This window comes from Neomoorella carbonis (genome assembly GCF_045278715.1).
Taxonomy (GTDB): domain Bacteria; phylum Bacillota; class DSM-521; order Neomoorellales; family Neomoorellaceae; genus Neomoorella; species Neomoorella carbonis.
The window spans coordinates 1,250,009-1,272,059 of sequence record NZ_CP136420.1 but is presented as its reverse complement, the minus strand read 5'-3'; the positions used below and the strand labels follow the sequence as shown (position 1 = coordinate 1,272,059).

Annotated in this window: 20 protein-coding genes, 2 tRNA genes and 1 pseudogene; 16 read left to right on the top strand and 7 right to left on the bottom strand. The window is 52.7% G+C overall.

Annotated features, from left to right (window positions below):
* From MCACP_RS06550 to MCACP_RS06540, 3 genes are read left to right on the top strand one after another with little or no spacing between them, the layout of a single operon-like run.
* Entirely contained in the window at positions 1-2,733 is a 2,733-nt protein-coding gene (locus MCACP_RS06550) for a UPF0182 family protein (protein WP_406678536.1), read from the top strand.
* A 47-nt stretch (positions 2,734-2,780) separates the two neighbouring features.
* Positions 2,781-3,524: a two-component system sensor histidine kinase NtrB gene (locus MCACP_RS06545; RefSeq protein ID WP_406678535.1), complete on the top strand. Its 744-nt coding sequence runs from the start codon at positions 2,781-2,783 to the stop codon at positions 3,522-3,524.
* Between the two features lie 55 nt (positions 3,525-3,579).
* Positions 3,580-5,871, top strand: coding sequence for a vitamin B12-dependent ribonucleotide reductase (locus MCACP_RS06540; protein ID WP_406678534.1), 2,292 nt, complete (start codon positions 3,580-3,582; stop codon positions 5,869-5,871).
* Between the two features lie 5 nt (positions 5,872-5,876).
* Here the strand turns inward: MCACP_RS06540 and MCACP_RS06535 are convergent, their stop codons facing one another.
* Positions 5,877-6,521: a CBS and ACT domain-containing protein gene (locus MCACP_RS06535; protein ID WP_406678533.1), complete on the bottom strand. Its 645-nt coding sequence runs from the start codon at positions 6,519-6,521 to the stop codon at positions 5,877-5,879.
* A 112-nt stretch (positions 6,522-6,633) separates the two neighbouring features.
* Between MCACP_RS06535 and MCACP_RS06530 the strand changes: the two genes are divergently transcribed.
* From MCACP_RS06530 to gltX, 4 genes are read left to right on the top strand one after another with little or no spacing between them, the layout of a single operon-like run.
* Entirely contained in the window at positions 6,634-7,101 is a 468-nt protein-coding gene (locus MCACP_RS06530) for an HAD family hydrolase (protein WP_406678532.1), read from the top strand.
* A 33-nt stretch (positions 7,102-7,134) separates the two neighbouring features.
* A complete protein-coding gene (locus tag MCACP_RS06525) occupies positions 7,135-7,590 on the top strand; it encodes a CBS domain-containing protein (RefSeq protein ID WP_406678531.1) in 456 nt (151 codons plus the stop codon).
* An 18-nt stretch (positions 7,591-7,608) separates the two neighbouring features.
* On the top strand, positions 7,609-8,742 hold the full coding sequence (locus MCACP_RS06520) for a glycosyltransferase family 4 protein (RefSeq protein ID WP_406678530.1): 1,134 nt from the start codon (positions 7,609-7,611) through the stop codon (positions 8,740-8,742).
* Positions 8,743-8,789: 47 nt separating this feature from the next.
* Positions 8,790-10,262: a glutamate--tRNA ligase gene (gene gltX / locus MCACP_RS06515; RefSeq protein ID WP_406678529.1), complete on the top strand. Its 1,473-nt coding sequence runs from the start codon at positions 8,790-8,792 to the stop codon at positions 10,260-10,262.
* Between the two features lie 84 nt (positions 10,263-10,346).
* Here the strand turns inward: gltX and MCACP_RS06510 are convergent.
* Positions 10,347-10,420, bottom strand: a tRNA-Gln gene (locus MCACP_RS06510).
* 263 nt (positions 10,421-10,683) lie between these two features.
* Here MCACP_RS06510 and MCACP_RS06505 point away from each other — a divergent pair.
* The 3 genes from MCACP_RS06505 to MCACP_RS06495 all read left to right on the top strand — a co-directional run bounded on the left by MCACP_RS06505 (position 10,684) and on the right by MCACP_RS06495 (position 13,460).
* The gene (locus MCACP_RS06505) at positions 10,684-11,364 is read left to right on the top strand and encodes a response regulator transcription factor (protein ID WP_406678528.1); all 681 of its coding nucleotides are present in this window, start codon (positions 10,684-10,686) and stop codon (positions 11,362-11,364) included.
* Positions 11,361-12,773: a sensor histidine kinase gene (locus MCACP_RS06500; protein ID WP_406678527.1), complete on the top strand. Its 1,413-nt coding sequence runs from the start codon at positions 11,361-11,363 to the stop codon at positions 12,771-12,773. The genes MCACP_RS06505 and MCACP_RS06500 overlap by 4 nt, the downstream gene beginning before the upstream one ends.
* 81 nt (positions 12,774-12,854) lie before the next feature.
* Positions 12,855-13,460 carry a hypothetical protein gene (locus MCACP_RS06495; protein WP_406678526.1) on the top strand — a complete coding sequence of 202 codons (606 nt, stop codon included), beginning with the start codon at positions 12,855-12,857 and terminating at the stop codon, positions 13,458-13,460.
* An 88-nt stretch (positions 13,461-13,548) separates the two neighbouring features.
* On the opposite strand, the gene MCACP_RS06490 is transcribed toward MCACP_RS06495, so the two are convergent.
* The 3 genes from MCACP_RS06490 to MCACP_RS06480 form a co-directional block, all read right to left on the bottom strand.
* Entirely contained in the window at positions 13,549-14,271 is a 723-nt protein-coding gene (locus MCACP_RS06490) for an amino acid ABC transporter ATP-binding protein (protein WP_406678701.1), read from the bottom strand.
* Complete coding sequence (locus tag MCACP_RS06485; protein WP_406678525.1) at positions 14,258-14,971, bottom strand: amino acid ABC transporter permease; 714 nt, start codon at positions 14,969-14,971, stop codon at positions 14,258-14,260. The genes MCACP_RS06490 and MCACP_RS06485 overlap by 14 nt, the downstream gene beginning before the upstream one ends.
* 81 nt (positions 14,972-15,052) lie before the next feature.
* A complete protein-coding gene (locus tag MCACP_RS06480) occupies positions 15,053-15,910 on the bottom strand; it encodes a basic amino acid ABC transporter substrate-binding protein (protein WP_406678524.1) in 858 nt (285 codons plus the stop codon).
* Between the two features lie 145 nt (positions 15,911-16,055).
* On the opposite strand from MCACP_RS06480, the gene MCACP_RS06475 reads away from it, so the two are divergent.
* From MCACP_RS06475 to MCACP_RS06465, 3 genes are all read left to right on the top strand, one after another.
* Entirely contained in the window at positions 16,056-16,940 is an 885-nt protein-coding gene (locus MCACP_RS06475) for a DMT family transporter (protein ID WP_406678523.1), read from the top strand.
* 20 nt (positions 16,941-16,960) lie between these two features.
* A complete protein-coding gene (locus MCACP_RS06470; protein ID WP_406678522.1) occupies positions 16,961-17,824 on the top strand; it encodes a deoxyribonuclease IV in 864 nt (287 codons plus the stop codon).
* Positions 17,825-17,838: 14 nt separating this feature from the next.
* Positions 17,839-17,914, top strand: a tRNA-Glu gene (locus MCACP_RS06465).
* A gap of 69 nt (positions 17,915-17,983) precedes the next feature.
* Here MCACP_RS06465 and MCACP_RS06460 read toward each other — a convergent pair.
* Together MCACP_RS06460 and MCACP_RS06455 are read right to left on the bottom strand one after the other, a co-directional pair.
* Positions 17,984-18,796, bottom strand: coding sequence for a Dam family site-specific DNA-(adenine-N6)-methyltransferase (locus MCACP_RS06460; RefSeq protein ID WP_406678521.1), 813 nt, complete (start codon positions 18,794-18,796; stop codon positions 17,984-17,986).
* 181 nt (positions 18,797-18,977) lie between these two features.
* The gene (locus MCACP_RS06455; protein ID WP_406678520.1) at positions 18,978-19,130 is read right to left on the bottom strand and encodes a hypothetical protein; all 153 of its coding nucleotides are present in this window, start codon (positions 19,128-19,130) and stop codon (positions 18,978-18,980) included.
* A 183-nt stretch (positions 19,131-19,313) separates the two neighbouring features.
* On the opposite strand from MCACP_RS06455, the gene MCACP_RS06450 reads away from it, so the two are divergent.
* From MCACP_RS06450 to MCACP_RS06440, 3 genes and pseudogenes are all read left to right on the top strand, one after another.
* Positions 19,314-19,448 (top strand): hypothetical protein, encoded by a 135-nt coding sequence (locus tag MCACP_RS06450; RefSeq protein ID WP_406678519.1) that lies wholly within the window; start codon positions 19,314-19,316, stop codon positions 19,446-19,448.
* A gap of 175 nt (positions 19,449-19,623) precedes the next feature.
* Positions 19,624-21,312, top strand: coding sequence for an IS1634 family transposase (locus tag MCACP_RS06445; protein ID WP_406677048.1), 1,689 nt, complete (start codon positions 19,624-19,626; stop codon positions 21,310-21,312).
* Positions 21,313-21,449: 137 nt separating this feature from the next.
* A pseudogene (locus MCACP_RS06440) lies at positions 21,450-21,854 on the top strand ((2Fe-2S)-binding protein); the annotation flags it as partial.
* Positions 21,855-22,051: the final 197 nt, after the last annotated feature.

Sequence of the window (22,051 nt, the reverse complement as noted above, 5' to 3'; positions counted from 1 at the left end):
ATGAGCATCCTGACCCGCATACGGCTAATTCTGTTAATCATCATCTTTGTCAGCCTGGCTATTGTCTTTCTGGGTTCCCATTTCCTGGCTGACTGGTACTGGTTTGGTGAAGTGGGCTACCGCCAGGTCCTCATTACCAGACTTTTATCCGACTGGACCCTGCGGCTGGGAGTCCTGTCCTTTTTCTTCCTTTTCTTTTACCTCAACCTGCTTTTTACCTCCGGGGGGCTCAATTTATCTCCTTCCCCCAGCCGGGAAAGCTGGACCTTAAAAGAGTACCTGGTTGACCGTTTCGTTACCAGACGGCGGTTAACCATCCTTTACCTGCTGGTGAGCCTTGCCGGCGCCCTGCTCTTCAGTCCCCTGGCAGCCGGTAAATGGCTGGTTGTCCAGCAATACCTGCAGGCAACTAGCTTTGGGTTTACTGACCCCTTATTCGCCAGAGATATCGGCTTTTACGTCTTCAAATTGCCGTTTTACAACTTTCTCTATATCCTCTTAGTCATGGCCCTGGTAGGAGCCGCCCTGGTTACCGGCTTTTTCTACCTGCTTTTTAATCCCGGGGAACTCCTGGATTTTAGAAAGGGCCGCTTTACCCGTCCCCAGGCTCATTTTTCCACCCTGGTGTCCCTCTTCTTCCTGGTCCAGGCCTGGGGTTTCCGGCTGCGGGCCTTTGACCTGGTCCGTTCGCCGCGGGGTCTGGCCTTCGGTGCGGGGTATACGGATATTCACGTCCTCCTGCCGGGATACAATATCCTGGCCGGTGTTGCCCTGGTCTGTGCCCTAATGATTTTCCTCAATGCCTTCCGCCGCAACCTCAAGCTGGTAGGCATAGGTGTCTTGGCTTTCATTGCTGCTTTTGTTTTGCTGGTAATTATTCTACCCGCGGCAGTACAGAAGTTCCAGGTAGAGCCCAATGAGTTTGCCCGGGAAGAGCCCTACCTGCGTTTTAATATTGACTTTACCCGCCGCGCCTTTGGTTTAGATAAAATAACCGTGCGGGAATTCCCGGCCCGAGAAAATCTTACCCCGGCCGACCTGGAACAGGAGAAGATTACCCTGGATAATATCCGCCTGTGGGATTACCGGCCCCTGCAGCAAACCTACAGCCAGCTTCAGGAAATCCGCTCCTACTACAGCTTTAAAGATATCGACGTCGACCGTTATACCTTGGGAAACAGCCTGCGCCAGGTCATGCTTTCAGCCCGCGAGCTGGACCAGAATAAACTACCAGACCGGGCCAGGACCTGGATTAATGAAAAAATGCGCTATACCCATGGCTACGGCCTGGCCATGAGTCCGGCCAATACCGTTACCCCCGGTGGTCAGCCCGAATTTATTGCCGGTGATCTGCCCTTCCGTAGCACTGCCGGACTCCTGCTGAACGAGCCCCGCATCTATTACGGCGAGTTAACTGGCGACTACGTCATTACCGGCGGCAAGGCGGCTGAATTCGATTATCCCTCCAGCAGTGGCGACACCTTCGTGGAAAACCGTTATGAAGGCAGGGGAGGAGTAGCCCTTAACAATTACTTGCGGCGCCTCATCTTTGCTTTCCGCTTTAAAGATTACCGCTTATTGATGAGCAGGGAATTGACGTCGGAAAGCAAAATCCTCTACTACCGCAATATCCAGGAACGGGTCCGCAAAATTATGCCTTACTTGCGGTATGACGCCGACCCTTACCTGGTGGTGGCTGGTGGGCGGCTGTACTGGCTGCTCGACGCCTATACTTTAACCAATATGTACCCCTATTCCGAACCGGTCGAAGAGGGCTTTAATTACATCCGTAATGCCGTCAAGGTGGTAATTGATGCCTATAACGGTACGGTCGATTACTATCTTGTAGATCCAGGTGATCCTTTAAGCCAGACTCTGGGAAAGATTTTCCCCGGCCTGTTTAAACCGTTGGCGGCCATGCCGGCCGAACTGCGGCAGCACCTGCGTTATCCTGCGGAACTGCTGGCCATCCAGGCCAGGATGCTGGCCAGCTACCACATGGAAAACACCATGCTCTTCTATAATAAGGAAGACGCCTGGAGCATTGCCGAGGAAATGGTGGGCGATCAGCGCCAGGCCATGGAGCCCTATTATACCTTCCTGCGCCTGCCCGGCGAACAGGAAGCGGAATATATATTGATGCTGCCCTTCACCCCGGCGCGCAGGGTTAATATGGTGGCCTGGCTGGCGGCCCGCAACGACGGCCCTAACTACGGCCAGCTCCTGCTTTATACGTTCCCTAAAAATCGTTCCATTTATGGCCCCATGCAAATTGAAGCCCGTATTGACCAGGAACCAGCCATCTCCCAGCAGCTTACCCTCTGGGACCAGCACGGTTCCCGGGTTATCCGCGGTAATCTTCTGGTTCTACCCATTAAGGAAGCATTGCTCTATGTGGAACCTATTTTCCTCCAGTCCCAGGAGAGCAAGTTGCCGGAACTCCGCCAGGTGGTAGTGGCTTACGGGGAGAAAATAGTCATGGCCGATACCCTGGCCGGCGCCCTGAAGGCCATTTTCGGTGACCGGACAGCTGTTACTCCGCCACCGGCAACAACACCACCCCTTTCCGGGTCGCTTACAACCAACAATTTAGCAACTTCCATCCAGGAAGCCAACCGCCTCTATAATGAAGCCCAGGAAAAACTAAAACTGGGCGACTGGGCTGGTTATGGCGAAAACATGAAGAAACTGGGGCAGGTTCTCCAGGAGATGCAACAAAATTATCGCCGGTAATCTCCTGTTAGGAGGAAAAATGTCCATCTTGTGGAAAGTTATTAGTTATGGTCGGAGGTGAGATGGTAGTGGCTTATTCTTTTCCTGAAGAGGACAGGGAATATTTAACAGAAAAACTGGCCATTGTCGGTGAACTGGCTGCCGGTATGGCCCACGAAATCCGCAATCCCCTAACTTCTATTCGCGGCTTTTTACAACTCTTGCAAACTAAATTTGATCCCCAGGCCATTGAACAGGAATATTTCGCCATTATGTTTGACGAGCTCGATCGCATCAATAATATTATCAAGGAGTTCCTGTCCCTTGCCAAGCCTTCCCAGCCCCAGCTGCAGATAACGCCCTTTGGCCAGCTGGTGGCCGAAGCCCTGCTCCTGGCCGAGCAGGAAGCTATAATGTATGAGGTTAAACTGGTCCAGCAACTGGCACCCGAATTACCCCTTTTAAGCCTGGATCCCGGCCAGATGAAACAGGTTATCCTCAATCTCACTTCCAATGCCATCCAGGCGGCCGGTCCGGGAGGGATGGTCATTGTAAGCTCTTACCTGGACTCGGCTAACGCCCAGGTCGTCACCACCGTGGAAGATAACGGCCCGGGGATTCCTCCGGAACAGCTGGAATTAATTTTTGAGCCCTTTTATACCACCAAGGAAAACGGTACCGGCCTGGGTCTGACCCTAAGCAGTCGTATCGTTGCTAGCCATGGTGGTAAAATAGAAGTTACAAGCAAAGTAGGGGAGGGAAGTTGTTTCAGCATTTACCTGCCTGTAACTTCAACTGGAACCAGTGGATAAAGTGAATAACTATGTAGATAACTTACTTAAATGTTAATGTATGGATGGTGACGAAATGAAATTAACGAACAATGCCCGCATAATTCTCGAAAAACGTTATCTAAAAAAAGAAAACGGCGTCCCTGTGGAAACACCGGAGGAAATGTTCCGCCGGGTGGCCAGGGCCGTAGCCGGGGCGGAAAAAATTTTTAACCCCTCCTTAACAGAGGAAAAAGTGGAGGAATATACCGAGCGTTTTTACCGGCTTATGACCAGCTGGGACTTTTTACCCAACAGCCCCACCCTGATGAACGCCGGCCGGGAGCTGGGCCAGCTTTCGGCCTGCTTTGTCCTGCCGGTGGAAGACAGTATGGAGGCTATCTTTACCGCAGTTAAAGACGCGGCCCTGATCCATAAAAGCGGCGGGGGGACAGGCTTTTCCTTTTCCCGCCTGCGGCCGAAAAACAGCCCCGTACGCTCAACCGGCGGGGTGGCCTCCGGACCCGTCTCTTTTATGAAGGTCTTTAACGCTGCCACCGAGGCCATCAAGCAGGGAGGAACCAGGCGGGGGGCCAATATGGGAATTTTACGGGTGGATCACCCCGATATCCTGGAATTTATCAGCTGCAAAGAAGACAACAATGAACTGACCAACTTCAACATCTCCGTGGGCCTGACAAGGGAATTTATGGAAGCTCTGGCCCGGGACGATTACTATGAGCTGAAATTCGGCGGCCGAGTATACCAGAAGCTGAAAGCGCAACAGGTATTCGAGGAAATCGTAAACCATGCCTGGGCCAACGGCGAGCCGGGCATCATTTTCCTGGATCGTTTAAACGAAGATAATCCCACTCCTGAACTGGGAGAGATAGAAGCCACCAACCCCTGCGGGGAACAGCCCCTCTTACCCTATGAGGCCTGTAACCTTGGCTCCCTGAACCTGGCCAATATGGTCCGGGATGGTGAGGTAGACTGGGATAAGCTGGCGGAGACAGTTTACTGGTCGGTACGCTTCCTGGACAACGTTATTGAGATCAACGAATTCCCCCTGGAAAAAATAAAAGCCATGGTTATGGGTAACCGGAAAATCGGCCTAGGTGTCATGGGCTGGGCCGATATGCTTTTCTTGCTCCGGATTCCTTATGATACAGAAGAAGCCGTGGAACTGGGCCGCAGGGTCATGGCCTTTATTCAAAAAGAAGCCCGTCAGGCCTCCCGGAAACTTGCGGAAGAGCGGGGCAGCTTTCCCAACATCGACAGGAGCATTTACCGGGGGCAGAAGCTCCGCAATGCCACCTGCACCACCGTTGCCCCTACCGGTACCATCAGCATGATTGCCGGTACCAGTTCAGGGATAGAACCTGTTTTTGCCCTGGCCTACACTAAAAACGTTCTTGATGGCGAAAGTCTTATTGAAGTTAACCCCGTTTTCCGGGCCTATATAGAGGAAAATTTTGCCCCGGACGAGGCCGGGTTAATTTTCCAACAAATTGCAGCAGGGAAAAGTATCCATGATATCAAGCAGATCCCGCCGGATATGCGCCGGGTTTTTGTCACGGCCCTGGAAATCGCTCCGGAGTGGCACATTCGCATGCAGGCCGCCTTCCAGGCCAGTACCGACAACGCCGTCTCCAAAACAGTTAACTTCCCGCCCAGCGCCACCAGGGAAGATGTGCGCCGGGTTTACGAGCTGGCCTACCAGCTGGGTTGTAAAGGAGTGACAGTTTACCGGTCCGGCAGCCGGGAACAGGAAGTGCTGGTCAGCGGCGCAAAAAATACTGCTGTCAAGACGCCCTCCGGCCAGAAAACCCATCCCCGGCCGCGGCCGAAACGTACCTGCGGCGTTACCGAGCAGGTTAAGACGGGCTGCGGTAAAATGTACATCACCGTCAATTATGACCAGGAGGGTTTAATCGAAACCTTTATCACCACCGGCTCTTCCGGTGGCTGCAGCGGTTTTACCGAAGGTGTCAGCCGGCTGATTTCCCTGGCCCTGCGGGCCAATATCGCCCCGGAGGCCATTATTGACCAGCTCACCTCGGTAAGCTGCCCCAATTTCTTACGGCGTCGGGCCACCGATAAAAGTATAGTCGGTAAATCCTGCCCGGACATCATCGGCCGCGTCCTGGCCCAGGAGCTGAAAAACTGGTACGATAACGGTTCTTACCAGCTACCGCCTGACTTCAGCGTCCGCGCCCTGGCCGAAATTAGCGCTACCATTGAAAACCAGCAGGCCAGTTTCCAGCCTTTGAGCCCGGCTGCAGAAGCCGAACTCATCCAGAAAGGGATCTGCCCGGAGTGCGGTTCCAACCTCCATTTCCAGGAAGGCTGCGTCACCTGCAGCTGCGGCTTCAGTAAATGCGGCTAATGTTTTCAGCCGTTGTAAGAACTCACATGGACTACCCGGCAGCCTTCGGCTTCCAGGGCGGGTAGGAGAACGCTGACATCATCCGTTGCCAGTCGCAGGACGACATAAGTATGGACGTCGTCTTTATGGCGGTTGGCAACATTTATAATATTGATGCCGGCGTCTGCTACCCGCCGGGCAATATTAGCCAGGACACCAATGCGGTCTTCTACTTCCAGGGTAACCCTTACGCCCGGACGCCGCAGGCCGAAGAGTTTAATCAAGGCTTCAAAGAGATCGGTCTGGGTAATAATGCCGACGAGCTTTTCCTTTTCCATGACCAGGAGGTTGTCGATTTTATGCTCCCGCATTAAAAGGGCCGCTTCTTCAATGGTCATATCCGGAGGAACGGTAATGGGGCGTTTAATCATGGCATCTTTAACCGTCATCTTGGCTACCAGGTAATTGACTTCAAAGGCGCTGAGGGTTGAAGCCGGAGAAGGAGAAACCCTTAAAATATCCCGTTCAGTAACCAACCCTACCAGCCGTCCATCCTGGACCACAGGTAAACGCCGGATTTTATGCTTCTTCATAAGTTCGAGGGCATCCAGGACGGAAGTGTCCCTGGTAACTGTAATGGGATTGGGGCTCATATGGTCGCGGACAAACATCCCGGCCAACCTCCTTTGTTAATGTCTAATTAATTTTATTTCGTTTACCCTTTTATAAATCCTGCCGGCAAGCAGGAAGAACATTATAAATATTTTTGGCAGGGGAACGTACATGCTAATTTTTGAAGTACCCGGGCGCAGGATAGAAATTCACCAGGTAGTCCTGGACTTTAACGGTACCATTGCCTGCGACGGCCAGCTCCTGCCTGGGGTGGCAGGGCGCCTGCAGGCCCTGGCGGAAAGGCTTAAGGTTTATATCCTGACGGCCGATACCTTCGGCACAGCTGCCGCCGCCTGCCGGAACTTGCCGGTGGTATTAACAAAAGTCGACGGCCAGGCCGGCGGGCCGGATAAGGAACGGATAATTACGGAATTAGGAGCAGAACATACAGCTGCCATCGGCAATGGCGTCAATGATGCGCAAATGCTCGGCCGGGCCGCCCTGGGTTTGCTGGTTTTAGGACCCGAAGGAGCCGCCTTCCAGGCCCTGCAACAGGCAGACGTGGTTTTTACCAGTATCCTGGCCGCCCTTGATTTCCTTTTAAAACCCCAGCGGGTAGTAGCTACCCTGCGACCGTAGTGATATAATAAGTTTTAATGGGGGGAATAAACCGTGATCCTGGCCAGGGATATTATGACTACCGACGTTGTTATCGTCCACCCGGAAGATCGGGTGGGAGACGTAGTCAGGCTTTTTGTCCAGAAGGGTGTTACCAGCGCCGTTGTGGTTGACGGGCAGGGTAAGATCCAGGGCATAATCACCGATGGCGATATTATGGCTGCCATCCGCCAGCGGCGGCCGGTTTATGTCGATCTCTTTAATTCGGTCTTTGTCCTGGAAGACAATCACGATTTAACCTCTAAGGTCCAGTCCCTGGCCGTCAGACCTGTGAAAGAAATAATGACCCGCAAGGTTGTTACCGCCAGTGAAGAGGCCAGTATCGCCGAAATCGCCGGCTTGATGACAGACCGCAAGATTAAACAGGTGCCCGTGGTCCGCGAAGGCCGGCTAATAGGACTTGTCCGGCGCCATGATATTGTCCAGGCCGTGGCCCATAATGCCACCTGAAGAAAGGCGGCTCCAAAATTGCATATCGGTATTTTTACAGACAGCTATCTACCGTATACCAGCGGGGTAGTCCGATCCATCGTCACCTTCAGTAATGAACTACGGCGTCTGGGGCACCGGGTATCCATTTTTGCTCCCAGTTATGGTACCTCCCGATTTGAAAAAGATATTTATCGTTTTCGTTCCCTAAGGGCACCAACCTTTAAAGAATTTGCCCTGGCCATCCCGGTAGCACCGGCTTTACCCAGGGCCTTGCGGGAGTTAAAGGTTGACCTCATCCATGTCCATTCCCCTTTTTTAATGGGACGACTGGGAGCGCGCATGGCCCGGCAGTTGGGGTTACCGCTGGTAATCACTTATCACACCCTTTATGAAGAATATGTCCACTATTTTCCCCTGGTACCAGGGTTAATGCGCCAGGCCGTTCGCCGCTATACCGTATCTTTTTGTAATCGTTGCCGGCTGGTGATAACGCCGACAGAAACCATTACTGCCTACTTAAAGAAAAACGGCGTCAAAGTGCCGGTAGTCAGTATCCCCACAGGTATCGAGCTGGATCGTTTTCAAAACCTCGATCCCTTCTGGCTGCGCAAATACCTGCAGCTGCCGCCTGAAGAAATCATTCTCCTCCATGTCGGGCGCCTGGGCAAGGAAAAAAACATTACCTTTATCCTGCAGGCCTTTGCCCTGATCCATCAGGAGGTACCGGCTACGCGCCTGGTTTTAGTAGGCAGTGGCCCGTTGCAAGGAGCCCTGCAAAGCATGACCCGTACTTTAGGAATCAGCCAGGCCGTCACCTTTGCCGGTTCTTTCTCCTTTGACCAAATGCCGGCCGTCTATGCTGGGGCCGACTTGTTTATTTTTGCTTCTGTCACCGAAACCCAGGGACTGGTAATTGGAGAAGCAAAAGCAGCCGGGCTCCCTGTAGTGGCCGTTAAGGCGTACGGTGTCCAGGAAATGGTTGATAATGGGAGAGACGGCTTTCTAACACCATTAGATATCAATGCCTTCAGCGCCTGTGTGCTGCAATTAGTTAAGGATTTAAACCTCCGGCGACAGATGGGCGAACAGGCGCGTCAAAATGCCGCCGCCCTGGCAGCAGCGGCCATGGCCCGCCGCCTGGAGGTCCAGTATCAATCATTATTAAGTTAAATTTGGTTAAGAGATGTTAAGATATGTTATGATAGGAGTGTTGTCATTTGTCGAAGGTTCGTGTTCGTTTTGCCCCCAGCCCCACCGGCAGCTTGCATATCGGCGGGGCCCGTACAGCCTTGTTTAACTGGCTCTTTGCCCGGCATCATGGCGGTGCCTTTGTCCTGCGCATTGACGATACCGATACCGAACGTTCAACGGATATTTCCTACCGGGAAATCCTGGCCGCCATGCGCTGGCTGGGCCTGGACTGGGACGAAGGACCTGAAAAAGGCGGCCCTTATGGACCATATCTTCAGTCCCAGCGGCTGGAGTTTTACCGCCGGGAAGCAGCACGCCTGTTAAATGAAGGTAAAGCCTACCTCTGCTACTGTACCGTGGAAGAACTGGCCGCCCGGCGTAAGATTGCCCAGGCCGAAGGTCGCCCCCCTATGTACGACCGCCGCTGCCGTTATCTTACGCCCGAAGATCGTACCCGCCTGGAGAAGGAGGGTAGGCAGCCGGTTATTCGCCTGGCGATCCCCGACCAAGGAACAACGACGGTCAGGGATATTGTTCGCGGTGAAGTTACCTTTGAGAACGATACCATTGATGATTTCATCATTGTTAAATCCAATGGTATGCCAACCTATAACTTTGCCACCGTGGTTGATGATCACTTAATGCAGATCAGTCATATCATCCGGGCTGAAGAGCACCTCTCCAATACTCCCAAACAAATACTTGTTTATGAGGCATTAGGTTATGAGTTGCCGGCCTTTGCCCATGTACCCATGATCCTTGCCCCCGACCGCAGCAAATTAAGTAAACGCCACGGTGCTACCTCAGTAGAAGAATACCGTGATGAGGGTTACCTGCCGGAAGCGATTATTAACTATCTTGCCCTGCTGGGGTGGTCTCCTGAAGGCGAAGAAGAAATTATCCCCCTGGAAAAAATGATTGCCAGTTTTTCTTTAGAGCGGGTTTCTAAAAATGCGGCAATATATGACACCAAAAAACTAACCTGGATTAACGGCCACTATCTGCGGGAGGGTGACCTTGACCGCATCACCCGCCTGGCGGTGCCCTTTTTACAGGCTAAAGGGCTCCTTCCTGACCCGTTACCGGAGCAGGACTATAACCATGTCCGGGCTGTCATCGCTGCCGTCCGCGACCGGGTCAAGACCCTGGCCGAAGTGGCCGATGCCGCCAGTTACTTCTTTACCGATGTAACCTCCTATGAGGAAAAGGGCGTCCGCAAGTACTTCAGCAAGCCCGGTGTAGCCGCACTGCTGGATGAAGCCAGGGAAGAGCTGGCAGCTTTACCCCATTTTACTGCTGCGGCAGCAGAAGAGGCCTACCGCACCCTGGCTGAAAGGAAGGAAATAAGTACGGGGCAGCTTTTCCATCCCACCCGCCTGGCAGTAACCGGCCGCACTATGGGTCCCGGCCTCTTTGAAATCCTGGAACTCCTGGGCAGAGAAACCGTCCTCGAGCGCCTGTCCCGGGCCTCCAGGTGGATCCGGGAAAACCTGGGTTAGAAAAAGGGCGGGGGCCAGTATGCTACTACTGGCCCCCCCTTAATAAGTAAAATCCCCTTTCCAATTGGAAAGGGGATTAAATTCTGGCTGCGGGACCTGGATTCGAACCAGGGCAACATGATCCAGAGTCATGGGTGCTACCGCTACACCATCCCGCATCATTTCCCGTGCAGGAAGTATAGTAGCACAAAACTGCTTTAAAGTCAAGGGTTATCCGGTTTCATTTTTGGGGAAACCCTGGCTTACATAAATTTACAGCAATCTTAAACTCTAATAGCCGGCAATTGCCAAGATAAAGTTCCTGGCACCTGCGGTAAAGGAAGGAATCTCGGTTGGCGAAAGCCTTCCCAAAACATGGACGCTGCCCTTGACAGTATTTTAAACCCGCGTTATATTTTTAACAACTTGAGGGGTGATATTATTGCGGACCCGCATCCTGGTTGTCGATGACGACGCCAAAATAACCTCCATGCTAAAAAGGGCTCTGACTTACGAAGGTTATGAGGTAGAAGTCGCCAGCAACGGTCATCAGGCCCTGGCCCTGGCGGCCAACCAGCCCGATCTCATTATCCTTGATATCATGCTGCCCGGCATTGACGGTCTGGCCGTATGCCGGCAGTTGCGGGCCCACAGTGATATTCCCATCCTCATGCTGACGGCCCGGGATGATACCGCCGACCGGGTCCTGGGACTGGATACCGGGGCCGACGACTACCTGGTTAAACCCTTCGCCCTGGAAGAACTGCTGGCTCGCATCCGCGCCCTTCTGCGGCGCCGGTCGCGAGGCAAAGAGGCAGAAATCCTCCAGTACAGCGATTTATCCTTAAATACTGCCACCCGGGAGGGAAAAAGGGGAGGACGCACCTTCACCCTCACGGCCAAGGAATATGAACTTCTGGCTTATTTCCTGCAAAATCCTCTGCGGGTCCTTACCCGCGACGAGCTCATGACCCGCATCTGGGGTTACGATTTCAGCGGCGAATCCAACGTCCTGGAAGTTTACATCGGCTATTTACGCGCCAAGCTGGAAGCCGGGGGCGAGCCGCGCCTCATCCAGACGGTCCGCGGGGTGGGCTACGTCCTTAAGGAGCAACAGCCATGACCCTGCGCTGGCGGCTAACCCTTTTAGTCACTGTTATCCTCACCCTCGCCTTTCTCGTCCTGGGCAGCCTGGTCTATCTCCTCATGGGGCGCTATCTGACAGGCTCTATTGATCGTTCCCTGGCCTTCCGCGCCCAGGAAGTTATCAGTTCCATAAAAGTTGAAAGCAATTTCCTGCGCCAGCAGCGCATCACCCTGCCCGATGTCAATGTTTTTGCTGCACCCGATATTTTTTTGCAAATAGTCGACAGCGAGGGCTTTGTCGTTACCCGCTCCAGCAATTTAGGTCGCCAGACCCTGCCGGTAGGACCCCAAACGTTAATCCAGGCTCACCAGGGAATTGATTTCTTTACCACGGAGTCTATCGATGATTACCCCTTAAGGATTTATAATGTTCCTCTTATGCTCAAGGGCCAGCCGGTGGGCATACTGCAGGTAGCCCGTCTCCTCAGTCCCGTAAAAAAAACCCTGGGTGACCTGCGGCGGGTACTTATTTTCCTGGGCCTGATTGCTGTTTTGATCGCCACCATCCTGGGATATATCCTGGCCCGGGCAGCCCTCGCGCCCATCGAGCGCCTGACCCAGGTGGCAGCACAAATAGGGGAGGGAAGGGATCTGGCCCAGCGCGTTCCCTACCATGGCCCCATGGACGAAATCGGCCGGCTGGCGGCCACCTTTAATGCCATGCTGGGGCGCCTGCAAAGAGCCTATACACGGCTGGAGGAAGCCTACAGCGCCCAGCGCCGCTTTGTCGCCGATGCTTCCCATGAACTGCGTACCCCCCTGACTACCATTCGCGGCAACATCGATTTATTGCGCAAAATGAAGGGCACGGACATGGCCACCCAGGAAGAAGCCCTGGCCGATATCGCCAGCGAAGCTGAACGCATGAGCCGGCTGGTCAATGATCTCCTTACCCTGGCCCGGGCGGACGCCGGGCTGGAAATCAAACGCGAGCCGCTGGAAATAGCCGGACTTTTACAGGAAGTAGCCCGCCAGGCTCCCCTGCTGGGCGAGGCAACTTTTACAGCCAGGGGCCTTGAAAGCCTCACCGGACAGCAGGTTCTGGGCAATCGGGACTATTTAAAGCAGCTGCTCTTTATCTTGCTGGACAACGCTTTTAAATATACTCCTCCCGAAGGCAGAATCGAGCTGGCGGCAGCGGTTGAACATAAAAGACTGATAATCCAGGTGAAAGATACCGGTCCCGGCATTGCTCCTGAGGATCTGGAGCACATTTTTGAACGCTTTTACCGGGCCGATGCCACCCGGAGCAGCGGCGGTACCGGCCTGGGGCTGGCTATAGCCCGCTGGATCGTCGAGCAACACCAGGGAGAGATTAAGGTAGAAAGCAGGGTAGGGGAGGGCACTACTTTCATGGTTATCCTCCCGTTGTTAAAGGCCATATAATTTCTTATCATTTTCTCAGGTTGCTTTCATCTTTTTCTTAACAGAAGTGGATAAAATAAACTCCAGGAAGGGGGTGAAATCTTGATTAAAATCAAAAAGCGCTTCAGCCTGGTTTTAATCCTGGTGCTGGTCCTTAGCCTGGCTGCTGCCGGTGTGGCCTTGGCCCAGGCCAATTCTTCATCCCAGCCCGGGGCCAGCCTGAAACAGCTCTATCTGGAAAAGCTGGCTGCTAACCTGGGGATAGATGTAAGCCGGCTTCAGGAAGCCATGAAAAACGCCGGGCAGCAGGCTGTGGAAGCCGCCCAGGCGTCCGGTTTAATCGACAGCACCAGGGCCCAGAAGCTGCAAAAAGCCCTGGAGGACGGGTACTGGCCCGGGTTTGGCGGTTTTAAGCGGCCCGCCCACGGTTGGGGATATAAATTCGGCAGCGAAATCGCCGACGCCCTGGGAATTACCCCCCAGGAACTCCACCAGGAATTAAAAGACGGTAAGACTCTGGAGCAGATCGCCGCCACAAAGGGCCTGACCCTAGACCAGCTGAAGGAACAATTAATCAGCGCCGCTAAAACCAAATTAGATCAGGCCGTAGCCGGTGGTAAGCTGAGCAAGGAAAAAGCTGACATGATTTTAAACCGCCTGGAGCAGCTGGACCTGAGCAAATTTCCAGGTCAGCAACAACCCCGGTAATCGCCTCGTTCATACCTCCTCTAGCTATAAATAAATTAAAAGCCACACCGGGTTTTCCGGAGTGGCCATTTTTTTGCCTAAACCCAAATCACAGTATTTTACTCAAGAAAGCCCTGGTGCGCGGGTTCTGGCAGTTATTAAAGATCTGGTCAGGTGTTCCTTCTTCAACAATCAACCCCTCATCCATAAAGAGCACCCGATCGCCTACTTCCCGGGCAAAACCCATTTCATGGGTTACAACCACCATGGTCATGCCCTCCCGGGCCAGATCTTTCATTACTGCCAGCACCTCGCCGACCATCTCCGGGTCCAGGGCCGAGGTGGGTTCATCAAAGAGCATTACCTTGGGCTGCATGGCCAGGGCGCGGGCAATGGCTACCCGTTGCTGCTGACCTCCCGAGAGCTGTTCGGGGTAAGAATCGGCTTTATCGCTTAAACCCACCCTGGCCAGCAGTTCCCGGGCCAGTTTTTCGGCCTGGGCAGCTGGCAGGCGGCGCACCTTAATAGGTGCCAGGGTTATATTCTCCAGCACCGTCTTATGGGGAAAAAGATTAAAGCGCTGGAAGACCATACCTACTTCCTGCCGCACGGCATTAATATCGGTCCGGGGATCCGTCAGGGAGATGCCGTCAATAATGATCTCCCCCCGGGTGGGTATTTCCAGTAAGTTGAGACAGCGGAGAAAGGTGCTTTTCCCGGAGCCGCTGGGACCTATGACGACTACAACCTCTCTGGGGGCAATGGTACAGTTAATCCCACGCAAAACTTCCAGGGAGCCGAAACTCTTGTGGAGGTCCCTAACCTCGATCATGGTCACCGGTCCTCAGCCTCCTTTCCAGATAATCCACCAGGCGGGAGATGGTAAAGGTCATAACTAAATAAATAAGGGCCACCGCAAAGTAGACCTCAAGGGGTCTGAAGGTAGCGGCGCTAATCAGCTGGCCCTGGCGGGTCAATTCCACGTAACCGATAACGGAGAGAAGGGAGGTATCCTTCAGCATAGCAATAAATTCATTGCCTAAAGGTGGAATAACTCTCTTGAAGGCCTGGGGCAGGACGATATAGCGCATGGTCTGCCTTTCTGACATGCCCAGGGAACGGGCCGCTTCCACCTGGCCCCTGTCAATGGATTGAATACCGGCCCGGAAAATCTCGGCCACATAGGCGCCGCTATTAAGACTGGTAGATACCACAGCCGCCACAAAGACCGGGATGTGGGTTGTCTGCAAAAGCTGGGGTAACCCAAAGTGAGCCATTAAAAACTGCTGTCCTTCATTCAGCAGCTGGGGAAAACCATAATACACAATAAAGATCTGGACCAGTAATGGCGTACCCCGGAAGAAATCAACATAACACGTAGCCAGAAAGCTGGTCAACCGCCGGCGGGAAAGGCGACCCATCCCGGCCATCAGCCCGAAAATGCAGCCCAGGGCAACGGCAACCAGGGTTATCTTTAAAGTTTGCACAGCCCCCAGCAATAAATAGGGCAGGGATTGGATAACCAGGCCCAATAAATTTCACCTCACTAGACCCGGAACAGCAGTATGCGTAACACCGCATGGTGTTACGCATACCGTTTTATTCCCAGGAACTTATTGCTTCTGCTGCGGCGGTTCACCGGGCAGGAAAGCAGGAGGATCCTGTCCGAACCATTTCTTATAAATTTCGGCATACTGGCCACTGGCCTTAAGGGCCTTTAAGCCGTCATTGATCTTCTGCAAGACTTCCGGTTTACCCTTGGGAACGGCAATACCGTAGTACTCAGCCGACCTTACATCGCCAACAATCTTGATATCTTTATTACCCTGCTGAATGTAATAGGCGGTAACAGGCAGGTCATTTACCACAGCGTCGACACCGCCATTTTTCAGTTCCAAGAAGACATCCGGCACTTTATCCAGTTCAGTGACTTTGGCCCCGGGGATCTTTTTCGCTTCTTTGGCACCGGTGGTACCGATCTGGACGGCAATCTTCTTGCCCTTTAAATCATCGAAGCCTTTAATGGTATCGTTATCCGCCTTCACCGCCACGACCAGTCCCGACTGGTAGTAGGGGATGGAAAAATCCACCGCTTTCTTGCGCTCATCGTCAATGCTGATCCCGGAGATGGCCAGATCGACGTTGTTGGTCTGCAGGGCCGTAATTATACCATCAAAACCCATTTCTTTAATCTCCACATCAAAGCCGGCTACCTGGCCGATGGCCTTGATCAGGTCGACATCGAAACCGGTAAATTCACCCGTTTTCATATCCCGGAATTCAAAGGGCGCAAAGGTAGCTTCCAGGGCTACAGTGTATTTGGGCCTGCTGGAGGTGCTGGTACCGGAAGCGGCTGGTTTGTTTTGTGTATCAGGACCTTTTTCCTGGGATGCGCCGCTCCCGCAGCCGGCCAGGCCGGCGACTAAAAACATCAGCACCAGTAAGCTAAAAATTTTTTGCCACGCCTTCATGAACTTTCTCCTCCTTTAATAATTATCATTTGCCGCCGGGCAACAATCTAATATTTATTCGCCTTAATTAATAAAAATCCTGCCGCGGTAGGTTAATTCTTGACAGGTTATCGCTGGAAATGGATAATAAAAGCGGTGAGTTGCATTGTCAAAACAGCTCCTGGCTGATACCGCCCTTTTAGTGGTAACCTTTATCTGGGGAACTACTTTCGTAGCTGTCCAGCGAGCTTTAACCGGTATCGGACCTTTATATTTTGTCGCCCTGCGCTTCCTGCTGGCCTTTATTTTTTTAGCCCTTGTAGCCTGGCGGCGCTGGTTTGCCCTTGACCGGTTTACCTTGATTAACGGCAGCCTGGTGGGCCTTTTTTTAAGTGGGGGTTATATCTTTCAAACCCTGGGCTTAAAGTTTACTTCGGCAGCCAGTGCCGGTTTTATCACCGGTTTATCGGTAATACTCGTACCCCTGTTAAGCGCGGCTTTTTGCCGTACCTTACCAGGTACCTTCACCATTACCGGTGCCTTTGCCGCAGCCATTGGCCTGGCGCTCCTGACTTTAAATGCAGGTCTGGCCTTTAATCCCGGTGATTTTCTGGTCCTCCTGGGCGCCCTTTGTTTTGCCGGCCAGATTTTACTGGTAGAACGTTATGCCAGCCGCCATAACTCCCTGCTCTTTACCAGCGTGCAGCTGGGCACCGTTGCCGTAGTTGCTTTTTTGCTGGCCCTCCCCAGCGAAAGGTTACCGGTCAGGTTTACTCCCGCCGTCTGGCAGGCGTTCCTGCTTACAGCCCTGCCGGCCACCTCCCTGGCCTACCTGGTTCAAAACAAAGTCCAGCAGTTTACCACCGCCGCCCATACGGCCATTATTTTTACCATGGAACCCGTTTTTGCCGCCCTGACAGCCTATCTCTGGGGCCAGGAGACCCTGACCTGGCGCCAGGGGGCCGGTTGCCTGTTCATCCTGGCCGGTATGCTCCTGGCGGAGATTAAGGACAATAACAATGTCCAGTTTAAAAAATGTGTTGATCATTAGTCACGAAGGATGGTATGAAAATGCTGCGCCTGGGAGCCCACCTTTCTATAGCCAAAGGATTACCGAAAACAGTAGCTATGGCCGCAGAAATAAAGGCCAATACCTTCCAGTATTTCACCCGTAACCCCCGCGGCGGCGCGGCCAGGGAAATACCGCCGTCGGAAATAGCTGCCTGGCAGGCGGCCAGGCAAGAGGCCGGTCTCTATCCCATTGCCGGCCACCTGCCCTATACCGTCAACCTGGGAGCAGGACCGGGCAGGCAGCAAGAATTCGCCCGCATGGTACTTCATGATGACACCCTGAGGGTGGCTGCTATCGGGGGCGAATACCTGATCACTCACCCCGGCCACCACGAAGGCGACCGCGACGCAGCTTTAGAGAGGATTATCCAGGTGATCAAAGAGTCGTATTTAAGTATCCCCGGTCCGGTCCCTATGCTTTTACTGGAAACTATGGCCGGGCAGGGGAAAGAAGTTGGTTCCCTTGAAGATTTGCGTTACATCCTTGCAGGCCTGAACTGGCCGGAGAGGGTGGGCGTTTGCCTGGACGCGGCCCATCTATTCGCCGCCGGCTGGGACCTGCGTACCCCATCAGGATGCCGGAACCTGGTAAAAGAGTTAGAAGCAAAGATCGGCCTGGAGCGGATCAGGGTCATGCATTTAAATGATTCTCTGGTACCCCTGGGCAGTCACCGGGATCGCCATGCCGGTATCGGCAGGGGAGAACTGGGGGAGCAGGGGATAGCTGCTATTGTCAATGATCCTTTTCTTCATAAGTTAACCATGCTTTTGGAAACACCGGTAAGTAACTATAAAGAATACGGGTCCGAAATTGCCCTGGTGCAAAAACTATATCTTGACGGCTCCCGGGAACCTGTGCTATAATAAGTTCAGGTCGAGGCCCTATCGTCTAGTGGCCTAGGACGCCGCCCTCTCACGGCGGTAACCGGGGTTCGAATCCCCGTAGGGCTACCAATATTTATAATCAAAGCTTCAGCCGGATTAGCCCCCTTAAAAAGCGGCAACGCAAGAAGGGGGCTATTTTCATCGGCGAAAGCACTCGAACAGAGCCAGTACCTCACCGGCTTTGCCGCGGTTGTTCCCATCACAGCTGATGGACCGCTGGACCTGGATTCTGGTTATGCTGGCCGATTGATAGGCTTTATTGATAAATTCAGTATCATGGTTAGAGATGAGGACCGGTATGCCCGCCTGCGAAAGTTCTACAGCCAGCCTGGCGAGCTTCTCCTGCTGCTCAAGGGAAAAACCGCCGGCACTATAGGTAGTGAAGTTGGCGGTCTCGGAAAGCGGCACATAGGGCGGGTCACAGTAAAATACGTCTCCGGGCCGGGCTGCGGTCATAACTTCGGTAAAGTCGGCAGCGGTAAACTCTGCTGCCTGTGACTTCTGGTAGAAGTACCGCATCTCGGCTTCGGGAAAGTAGGGCCGCTTATACTGGCCAAAGGGCACGTTGTAGCCACCCCGGGCGTTATAGCGGATCAGCCCGTTGTAACCGTGACGGTTAAGGTAGACCAGCAGGGCCGACTTCAGCACGACGTCTTTCGTGTTATTGAAAGTTTCCCGCAGTTCGTAGTACCTTTCCGGCGTGTTATTCTTCGGAACGAAGAAGGAGCGGCAGTACCGAATAAATTCTTCCCCCTGGGACTGGAGCGTGCGGTAGAGGTTGATGAGGTCGGCATTGCTGTCACTCAGCCAGTAGGCCGGGTAGTCGGTGTTCAGGAAGACCGCGCCGGACCCGGCGAAGGGCTCCACCAGGCGTTTACCTTTAGGCAGCCTGGCCCTGATCTCGTTAACGATCCGGTACTTGCCGCCCGGCCACTTAAGAAAAGGGCGCACTAACGGAAACACCTCCTTAAGCTTACTTATATAGTAGCACAGGTGGCATTGGTTGTGGTTTTATCAGTATATTGCAAAATATTTTTTAACTCGACCGTCCCGCCCAGGTATATAATAGTCGCAAGAAACCGGAAGTAGGTTGAAAAAATCGGTAAGAAAAGGAGGGGGCTTAGCCCCCCGGCTAGCCGGCTGGTTCTTGCTCCTGGCGTCGTCGCAACCATATACTTAACAAGTAACCATCCAGCAGGCCCATGGGGTAAGCCAGTAAGGTGAGCCACCAGGGCAAGCCGCGCCGCCGAGGGCGCGATCCCATGGTAAAACGGGCTCGGAACACCTGAAATCCCCCCTTTAAGCTTATTATCATACCTGAGAGCAGTGTCTATTCTCTATTTCATTAACATAATACCGGGAATTGCCTGGGTAGAGGCAAGGTAAGGTACATAAACTAGCGATAGGAATTGCTTCATAGTTCCAAGGCCCGTCTTTTACTCAATAATTAGCAAGGGGGTGGAAAGAGATGCCCAGGCGTTTTAAACTCAACCGTAACGGCCCCAATCAGGACCGCCGTTCAAAAGTAAGGGCCAGGGAGCTTCATCACATCCGCGGCAACCAGGTTATAATTGATCCCGAACGGGGCCCGGAAAATAAATAATAGGAAATAAATAATAAAAGGAGTATAATATAACCCATCTTCCGCACCCTGTGAGCAACCCAAAAATAATTTTTACAGGGTGCAGAAGGAAATAAAAGTAGAGAGAATCTTCTAACCAGGAATTTCTAATTGAGTATCGAATCATTCCTCTAAGAGAATTCTGGAGGAATGTTCGATGCCTGTAGCCATCGATAATATGCGCTTCTTCCGGGCCGGTCCCGCAGCCCTTATCGCCAGGTTATGTGACGTTCTGAAGATAGCAGAAATCATTGATGCCGTAGTCGAATGGGACCCGGTCCAGTGCCATCTTTCCCCGGGAAATCGGGTTAAGGCGCTGATCATTAATCTCCTGGTAGACCGAGAGGCCCTCTATCATGTGGAGCGCTTTTATGAGAACCAGGACCTGGAGGTTTTGTTTGGAGCTGAGCAACAGGTCCGGCCTAGAGATTTTAACGATGATGCCCTGGGCCGGGCCCTGGATAAACTCTTCGCCAGCGGCCAGCTGAAGAAGTTGTTCTCCAGCATTGCTTTAACTGCCGCCGCTACCCACAACGTGCCCATTACAGGCATCCATGTGGATACCACCTCCATTTCCGTACAGGGCGCCTATGAGGGCGAAGGAGATTTAGATATAACTTTCGGTTTTAGCAAGGATCATCGTCCTGACCTCAAGCAGTTTCTCATCGGCTTGACCGTAAACAAAGATGGGTTACCCATTTTGGGTCAAAGTCTGGGCGGCAATACCAGTGATAAATCCTGGTACCCTGAGGTTATTGAAGAATTGGTCCAAACATTGAGCCCGGCAAAGCTTAAAGAGGTCATTTTCGTGGCGGACTGCGCCCTGGTAACTAAGGATAACCTGGCTCTTTTGATGCAGGAGGAAGATAACAAACCCGCCCTCCAGTTTATCTCCCTGTTACCGGAGAACTTCGGCCTTAACGAAGAGATTAAGGCCGAAGCCTTCCGAACCGGCACCTGGCAGGAGATCGGAAAACTGAGTTCAAAGAAAGATGCTGCCTACTATAAAAGCCAGAGCTTTGTCCGGGAAATAGGCGGCCATGACTTTCGTTTAATCGTGGTCCACTCCACAACCCTGGATAAACGCAAAGAGAATAGTCTCTTGAAAAAGTGGGCCAAGCAAAGAGAAGTTCTGGAAAAGGCCGCCCAAGCTCTTTCCCGGCGCCCTTTCGCCTGTGAGGCCGACGCCAAAAAAGCCATAGAACTCTTCTTGAGGGAATACCGCCACCAACCTTTCATCCTAAAGGGCACAGTTGATGAAGAAATAGCGAGCAGCTACGTCCGACCTGGGCGGCCCAAAAAAGGAGAGCAGCCCCAGAACACAGTCGTTTACCATGCCCATATTAGAATAGAGGAAGACCGGGAAGCAATGGCCCATGAAAAAGACCTGGCTTCCACCTTTGTCCTCATTACCAATCTCATGGATACCAAAGCTTACCCCGACCGGGCGGTGCTCAAGGAGTATAAGGAACAGAACGCTGTTGAGAGGCAGTTCCGTTTCTTAAAACAGCCGGTCCTCCTGGGGCCCATCTTCCTTAAGAACAAGAACCGGGTAGAAGCCATGTCGTTTGTTTTCCAGCTAGCCCTTCTGGTGGCAGCTTACCTGGAGTATCGGGTAAGAAAAAATCTGGAGCAAGAGGAGTCCCCCTTAATCCTGCCGGGGAAACGTAAGAGTACTAACCCTACAGCACGGGCACTCCTGGAGATGTTTGATTATCTCCTGGTAGTTAAACAGGGTTCGGACCGGGCGTTAATCAACTATCACGGGTCGGAGGTGATTAGAGCCCTTGAACTTGCTGGTTTCGGCAAGGAAATTTACCTTTTCCCACCCCGCGGTGGTGGGTAGGAGTATTTTTTAGTGCTCCAAGTAAACATTGGTAATTATATCCAAAGGTGCGGAATGTGGGATATAAGCTGGTCCTGGACTTTACCCGGGATAGACGGGCCAGCTATTTAATACATAAAAGAAAGGAAGTACTCATAATGACGCATGAAGTTTGCGGTGGTAAAGGCAGGGAAGCTGCTACGGCTTGCCCGGTCTGTGGTACAAAGGGGCAAAAAGTTCCGGAGATTACGGTAGCTAGTTTACTTAATACGCCAGCAGCGGCATCTTTAAGGGCTATCCAGTACAATTTATGCCTGTCATCAACATGCAACGCTGTCTACTATGGCGACAACGGCACCGTTTTTACCAAGGAAAATGTCCGCGTCCCGGTCTGGTTTAAAGAAGAATCGCCCCGGATTATCTGCTACTGTAATAACGTTACGGATAGTGAGATATTGGCTCACATAGTAATCCGGCAATGCTGCCACAATTTAAAGGACATCCGGGAACATACGGGTGCCAACGCCGGTCGTGACTGCCTTACCCAAAACCCCGCCGGAACCTGATGTGGCCCGGCGGTGCAATCGGTGATTGCCCAGGGATTAGCTATGCGTGCTGACAAATAAACCGGTCCAGGCACCGGTTTATTTGTTATTCTCATTGCTCATCCGGCATGCCCCCTCATTAGTTTACATAATAATTATTATAGGAAGTTATGCTTCTTAAACTCTATCGTCTCCCTCTCGTTTATTAGGTATAT